Source organism: candidate division WOR-3 bacterium, assembly GCA_039802005.1.
In the GTDB taxonomy this organism is placed as follows: Bacteria; Hydrothermota; Tepidihabitantia; order SM23-42; family JAOAFX01; genus JAOAFX01.
The window spans coordinates 25160-32536 of record JBDRVV010000028.1 but is presented as its reverse complement, the minus strand read 5'-3'; the positions used below and the strand labels follow the sequence as shown (position 1 = coordinate 32536).

Sequence of the window (7377 nt, the reverse complement as noted above, 5' to 3'; positions counted from 1 at the left end):
CCGCGATTGACATTGCTTTGAAGATGAAACCGATAGGAGGTTGTTAACGCCTTTTTGTTACATCTGTAACCATCACGACAAGAAGAACAATATTTCCACTTTCGTCTTTAATAGACCGTGCATCTATCTCACCGAGATACACAGTCCCATCCTTGGCAATAAATTCGAGTTCGTAAGGCTGGACAAATTTCCCCGACAACCGCTGAATAAATTTTCTCATTGCCATTATCTTTCCTGATTTTGTTAAGAATGGATACATCAAATGGTCTTTACCAATCATTTCTGCCCTTTTATACCCAAGCCATTCACACAATTTTTTATTGACATCAACTATTCTACCTTCAGCGTCAAGAATAATTAATCCCTGTGGTGACTGTTCAAATATTTTCCGGTATTTTTCTTCAGTCTGTTCTAATGCTTTTTCCATATCTACTTGCTCTGTTATATCACGGATCAAAATCGATACACCTGTCACATTCTCACCTGAATCCTTAAGTGGTGTAATCCTCGCATTGAACCATAAAGATTTTTTCTGTGCCGATACCGGATAATCAATCTGTTGCATTTGACTTGTTTTTATACAATATTGAATCGTCTTTTCTATTTCTGACGCAATTGATTTTGGGAAAAAGTTTTTTATTGATTTACCAACATAACCTTTTACCGAGGTTAAAACTAAATTTTCCCGAGACACGGGCGATTGATAATATTCAATCAAATGTAGTTCCTTATCGACAATGAGAACTAAATCCTCAATCGAAGATATAATAGACCGTAGTTTTTCTTTCTCTTCCTTTAATTTAATATCGTTCTGTATATGTTCAGTAACATTCCTTAAAACAACGATTATTCCCTCAACTTCATCTTCGCTTTTAAATAATCTTAAACTCGCTTCCATATAAACTTCTTTACCGCTTTTTGCTATACAGGTTAAATTTAATCTATCTTTTATAATCGCCTTCTTCATCGCAATTTTAAATTTTTCTAAAAGGGCAGGAATCTCTTCAGAAAAAATCAAACCTGATTTGGCAAAGTGTTTGCCTTTTAAATCATCAGGTTCATAACCCAAACTATTCCTAACGCTCTTATTGATATCAACGATTGTTCCATATTTATTGATAAAAAGGATTATGTCGTTGCTGTTGTCAAATATTCGTTCTAGTTTTTTTAGTTTAATATCCAATTGCCGATTTAATTCTCTGAGTTCGTTAAATGTTATTTTCAATCTACTTATCATTTTATTAAATTCACGGGCAACTGCATTTAGATCGGGATCTTCTGAGGATAAAGTAATTTCTGTAGTCAGATCACCGGCTCCAGCCCTCATTAGTGCATCAATTATTTTTTTGTAATCATCGCTTGGATTTCCATTTTTCTTTACCATACCGGATTATATTAAAAAATGATGGGCTGTCAATAATATGGAGGCAAGGTCTGCAATTCATTTTTATTGACACAATCTTATTTTTAGTTAAAATACCAGCAATGAAGGTGGCAGAATTTTTAAATTCATTAGTGAATTATGAGAAAGTGCCGGGTTATAAATATGACCTTGAGGCATTTAAAGAATTTCTAAAAAAACTCGGCGCGCCCCACGAAAAACTGAAAAATGTAATATTGATTGCAGGGACAAAAGGGAAAGGTTCAACTGCAACGATGATTAACTCCTGTTTGATTGCGAGTGGGTATAAAGTTGGGCTCTTCACATCTCCCCATCTTGTCAGAATTACTGAAAGGATAAGAATCAATAATCAGGAAATCACCGAAAAAGAAATGGAAAAATATATCAGAATAATAAAACCACACATCAATTTCAAAACCCGTATCGGTGCACGGACTTTTTTTGAAGTCCTTACTACGATTGCATTTATGTATTTTGCGGAAAAAAAAGTTGACTTTGCAGTTCTGGAAGTCGGACTGGGCGGCAGGCTGGATGCGACAAATGTCTTCCATTCTCCTATTCCGGTAATTACCAGAATTGGTTATGACCATATGAATTTATTAGGCAATAAACTTTCTGATATTGCCTATGAAAAAGCAGGAATTATTAAGAAAGTTCTTCAAGGTGGTACAGATTTTGAAAGGCAATACGGCTTTGATAATCGATCCTGTTTAACAATAAACGATAAGCGACAGACCGGAAGCTTTTCACAACCGATAAACGTTAAACGCAAGAATTGTGGCACGGTTATCACTATCCACCAGAGACCTTCGGTTAACAGGGTTTTACGAAAGGTTGCATACGAAAGGAACCACATAATCATCTATTCCAATGATTTGCACAAGATAACACTTAAAAATATGACAATAAAAGGAAGCAAACTGAACATTAACGGTGCATTGGGTAAATTTTATGCCTTACTGCCGCTTATTGGCAGACATCAAATTGAAAATCTCCAGATTGTCCTGGCGGTTCTCTATGAGTTAAAAAAGAGTGGGTTTAAAATCAAAATCCCCAATATTAAAACAGGAATAAAAAATGCAAAACTCCCCGGCAGGTTTGAAATTTTATCGGAAAAACCATTGATTATCTATGATGTTGCACATAATGAAGATTCATTCAAGGCATTGCTGGACAATTTGAAACTTCTGCCTGAGTATACGAATAAAATTTACATCATCTTTGGCTGTAATAAAGATAAAGAAATAAATTATGCAATAAAAAACATCTTCCCATTAGCAAAAGAGGTTGTGCTTATCAAAGCAAACAATCCGCGGGCGATGGAGCCCTTAGAAATATTTAAGAGGGCAAAAATTTATCAAGAGAATATTATCATTGCTACTTCAACTAAAAATGCACTGGAATATCTATTGGAAAAAATAGATTGTAAATCCGTCGTTATCGTTTTCGGCTCATTTTATCTCTACTCTGACTTGTCTAAGGCTCTGGGATCTGTTCTGATAAAATCTTAACTAAATTCATTCTTAAAATTAATTTTTTGACTATATTAATGCTACTACTCAAAATATAATCCTGGGTTGCTTCATTCGTATAATAACCTGAACTTTTTGTTGTCGTCTGACGGATTATAATCACATCTGCATCACTGCTTGTTTCGGTTTCAATGGTTATTCTTTCTAATTCAAAAGGCTTGAATTTTGCAAATAATCCGAAGGATTTCCGGGCAATGATAACACAATAACAATATGGATATTTTTTACCCTGAACATCATTTATTGAAATCTGGAATTGTACACCGATGAAATCCTGTGGTGCATCCTTAAATCTAATCAAAATTCTTGTATCATTGGGAAATTGACCATCTTTTGTGTTACCAATTTCAAGATATGGAATTATCTTCAAGTTGGGGTCTTTTGAAAACACAGGATGATTGATGATGCGCTTAATTATCGGCATTTTAACATCAAGATTATTGGGAATCCAGACCGAACGATTGCCGCTTAATAGCACGCCACTAAAAACAATCAAAGAATCAATTATCAAGGCAATTATTGGGAATGGATCCGGAATATGGATTATCTCACCAAAGATTTCCAGTAATACGGGAACAAAAAATATCAAGAAGAAAACTACAATAAAAAAAACTACACATCCCATAGCACCGCCGCGAATCTTGCTGAGACGCTGGCAGTGTTTATAAACCTGCTCTACCCTTTCCGGTGTGACTTCTTTCCATTCTAATTTCTGAGCACGGATCGGTTTTATTGTAAAATTTCTAATCAAATTTAATAAAAGACAGAAAATAAAAAATGGCAGACCAACAAGAATATTTCTGGAGCTCAATTGTAAAGCAAAACCCGTGAAGAAAAGAACAACGGTAAGAAAATTTCTAAGTTTGGGGGAGATTTTACCAAGAATATAATAATTATCCATTTTTAATTCCTATTGGAGCGGCTTCCCAGCCGCGACCAGAATTCATTTCTGCTTGTTGGGTTTCCAATTTTAATTTGTCGGTACTGGAAGTGCCTCCTACATTTTTAATTTTATGAAAATCGCCATTGGAAATGGCTCCCACAGAAAACACCTTCCAGAATAACGGACATGCCCCTTTACATATCTTAAATTCAATACATTGATGACATTCCGCTGGTGCATAATCTGCATTTTTAAAATAATTCAACATTGGTGAATACCAGATTTCTTTAAAATTATTTTTCAGCAAAGAACCAACGGGTTCTCTCCAGGAAGAACAGGGCAGAATATTACCCATCGGGTCGATACTCAAAAGTCCGGTAATTGCCGCGCAGGATTTGTTTCCCAATCCATAGGCAATGGGATTGAATTCGCACATCGGAACGGGTGAATACCATAAAAATTGTATATTTTCTTTTTGGGCGAGGTGTTTGATTTTCAAAATATAAGGACCAATCTCTGAATATGGTATCCATAAATCGCTTCTATTCTCTGCACTCCCGCAGGGAATCATAAGGTTCATTGATAACCTTTTCAAACCGAGAGTTTTGATCAATAGCAATATCCCTTCAAGGTGATTTATATTATGTCTTGAAACGGTTGTATTTGTGTGGACGGTGATTTTTTCTTCAAGAAGATATTTTATTCCGTTAATTGTTTTTTCAAAAGAATTCTTTACCCTGGTAATCCTGTCATGTATTTCGCCATTTGGTCCCTCCAGGCTCACCTGGGCACTATGCAAACCCGCCTTTTTCAAAGATTTTACGAGGTCCGTTGTAAGCATTGTCCCATTCGTTATTAAGTTTGTCCACAAACCAATTTTATTTGCATACTCAATTAATGATACAATATCTTTCCTCAATAACGGCTCACCACCGGTGAAACTGACCGATGGAACATTTGCTTCGTTATAAATCTTAAAGATAATTTTTTTCAAATCTGAAGTGTTGAGTTCTGGATACCCTTTATGACCCACATAACAGAATTCACAATTAAGATTACACCGATAGGTAACCGCAATCTCCGAAAGCACAGGATAGTCATTCAAATCACTCTTGAATTGTTCATAAATAACTGCCTCTCTTTTCTCACCCTCTTTAAGACATCCGCTTACAATTGCCCGCAGATCACAGAAGAAGTAATGTAATTCCCTTTTCTTAATGTCGTCGTCACCAATCAATTCAATAATTTTACTTATTGAATTCCCTTTTAAGAGATAACTTAAAATTGCTACACCTGATTGATTTAATTTATATGCCTGATTGGGAATTAAAATTAAAAGATTATCTAATTCTCTTACATAAATATATGGTTTAACCGCTTTTATAAACCCATCCACCCACTCTAAATTTATTTCTTCTTTTCCATTTGATATTTGGAATTTATAATTTGTTTGACATTTGACATTTGAATTTTGGAATTTAATTTTATCATTTAGGTATTTAGGCATTTTGATTTTTAGGTATTTTTTCATTTACCTTGCTCCTCCACTCACACACGCAGAATGGCAGGCACTATGACAGGCAGAATGACAGGCAGAATGACAGGCAGAATGACAGGCGGAGTGACAGGCATCATGGCAGGCAGTATGGACATAGCACGCACTATGGCAGGCATCAGAGCGAACAAATGTTGAATAATCTTTTATCGGCTCTCCATATATCACAAATCCATCCTCCATTTGCTGATAATACTCCCTGCGGTCAAATGGACGGTTTCGCAGATAATAATAATAATACATATCTTTATAATCTTCATCAATCGGTTCTTCCACATCGGGTGAACCAATCTTTTCGGTATAATACGCCTTGGTTGCGTCCAGGTCACAATCCCATGCCTTTGCCTGTATATTCTCTACAATCTGCATTATTAGTGCCTTTAATCCTGCTTCGTCCATTGTGCCATCGCTCTTTATCGCATCCAAAAACATTGACTCATAATATTTCAATCCTGAGGGCCGCTGTAAAACTGAAAGTTTTATCGGATTATAATTCGAGATTTGTAAAATTCCGTCTTTCTGTAATTTTTGAGCAATGATGGTAAACACTTTATTTACTGGATAATCTAAGAATATTGCGGCTTCAATCAAGTCAAGTTTTGCCACCTTGCCCGATTTTCTGAAGGTTGAAACCTCAATTTTGGGCGGTATCCAATCCGTTCTGAGCCATTGCAAACTCTGGACATCACTGTAAAGCCCTTTTATCTTTTCTGCCTTCTTGTTGGAATAAAACAGATATGGGATGATTGAAAATAACATATAGATTAATTCGTAAGGGATAAAAAACTTTTTCCTGCGTTCTGGTTTTATCTCAATCCTGCCGAATCTTTCGGTATTAAAATAACTTGAAGGAATATACTGTTGAATCAATAATTTTTCCATAGTTACCACATTATCTTTATGGATTCTCACCGTGAAATAATACTTTCCCTTTGACTCCTGTCCAAAATAATCTAACAAATACCTTTCATTCATAAATTTTTCTGTCCGGAATCCGTATGCATCAGGATTAACCTGTTCACCTCTTACTTCTATCGGATAATAGACTTTGACCGTATAATGTTCCATTGGTTCATCCCACTGGGGCGGTGCCCAGTGAAATACAACGAGCTCACCAAACTCACTCTGGGTTACCGCCAGATTGCCACTTCTACCCAGGTCACCACCAAAATGGATAATAAAAGTTATTTGGCCCGGTCCATATCTCTTTCCTTTGCTGAGCACGATATCATATTTACCACCGCCGAGGTCCTTTATGTCTATCGGATATCTATTATTGTATTCATCAAGGGCATAGGAATTCTGGTAGTCAAAAAATGGTTCAACCGATAGCCCCTGAAGATAGAATGCACTCATTGAGCCAGAAATAACATTCCAGCGAATTTTATAAACAAAATCTGCCCTTCCATCCTGCCAAAGGGCAACATCCACCTCAACCCATTTCAGGTCGGCTGTCAGCGATAATAAATAAAAAAGCAGTATCATTTTAGGTATTTAGGGATTTTGGACTTTTAGGTATTTACTCCTTCGTCGCCTCAATCCTTGCCCTTAATAAATCCGCCTGTGCCGATATGAAATCTGAGTACGCCTGTTTTGCCTGGGACCAGCAGGTCTCATCCGGGAATGAATTGACTATTCCCTGCCAGATGAGTCTATAAACTTTTTCAAGAATCGGTTTAGCATCGCCTTTACCTGTATATTCAAACTGGGCTATAACCGGAACCGGCTGGAAGACTGGTGTTGGTCCGGCAACGACCTCGGTCTGGGCACCTAAAAATACAACCCCCATCTCTTCAATCACATCAAGATGAATCCTTATCGCTGCTAATACCGAAGCAATTGAATAATCTGCGGTTGAAAATTTCATTATCAGCAGATTATTCTTTATTTCACCAAAAGGCAAATTCATAATACCTCCTTTTCTGTTTGTTTGCATTTCGTTTTAAAGCAAACCCACAGGGGCCGTGTTATAACCCGTAAAAATGGTAGCCGCAGGCTTTAGCCT

The 7377-nt window shown here is 36.5% G+C and carries 6 protein-coding genes; 1 reads left to right on the top strand and 5 read right to left on the bottom strand.

Annotation, left to right across the window (positions count from 1 at the left end):
- Positions 1–43 precede the first annotated feature (43 nt).
- Positions 44–1384, bottom strand: coding sequence for a PAS domain S-box protein (locus tag ABIL69_09200; GenBank protein ID MEO0124161.1), 1341 nt, complete (start codon positions 1382–1384; stop codon positions 44–46).
- A gap of 101 nt (positions 1385–1485) precedes the next feature.
- Between ABIL69_09200 and ABIL69_09195 the strand changes: the two genes are divergently transcribed.
- Entirely contained in the window at positions 1486–2913 is a 1428-nt protein-coding gene (locus tag ABIL69_09195; GenBank protein ID MEO0124160.1) for a folylpolyglutamate synthase/dihydrofolate synthase family protein, read from the top strand.
- Here the strand turns inward: ABIL69_09195 and ABIL69_09190 are convergent.
- From ABIL69_09190 to ABIL69_09175, 4 genes are all read right to left on the bottom strand, one after another.
- Positions 2879–3835 carry a hypothetical protein gene (locus ABIL69_09190; protein ID MEO0124159.1) on the bottom strand — a complete coding sequence of 319 codons (957 nt, stop codon included), beginning with the start codon at positions 3833–3835 and terminating at the stop codon, positions 2879–2881. The two genes, ABIL69_09195 and ABIL69_09190, sit on opposite strands and share 35 nt — an antisense overlap.
- On the bottom strand, positions 3828–5348 hold the full coding sequence (locus ABIL69_09185; protein MEO0124158.1) for a radical SAM protein: 1521 nt from the start codon (positions 5346–5348) through the stop codon (positions 3828–3830). The genes ABIL69_09190 and ABIL69_09185 overlap by 8 nt, the downstream gene beginning before the upstream one ends.
- A complete protein-coding gene (locus tag ABIL69_09180; protein ID MEO0124157.1) occupies positions 5349–6803 on the bottom strand; it encodes a hypothetical protein in 1455 nt (484 codons plus the stop codon).
- 88 nt (positions 6804–6891) lie between these two features.
- The gene (locus ABIL69_09175) at positions 6892–7281 is read right to left on the bottom strand and encodes a hypothetical protein (protein ID MEO0124156.1); all 390 of its coding nucleotides are present in this window, start codon (positions 7279–7281) and stop codon (positions 6892–6894) included.
- Between the last annotated feature and the right edge of the window lie 96 nt (positions 7282–7377).

Coding starts and splice junctions, on each gene's coding strand:
- ABIL69_09200 (MEO0124161.1), bottom strand. CDS start 1,384: ATGGTAAAGAAAAATGGAAATCCAAGCGATGATTACAAAAAAATAATT.
- ABIL69_09195 (MEO0124160.1), top strand. CDS start 1,486: ATGAAGGTGGCAGAATTTTTAAATTCATTAGTGAATTATGAGAAAGTG.
- ABIL69_09190 (MEO0124159.1), bottom strand. CDS start 3,835: ATGGATAATTATTATATTCTTGGTAAAATCTCCCCCAAACTTAGAAAT.
- ABIL69_09185 (MEO0124158.1), bottom strand. CDS start 5,348: ATGAAAAAATACCTAAAAATCAAAATGCCTAAATACCTAAATGATAAA.
- ABIL69_09175 (MEO0124156.1), bottom strand. CDS start 7,281: ATGAATTTGCCTTTTGGTGAAATAAAGAATAATCTGCTGATAATGAAA.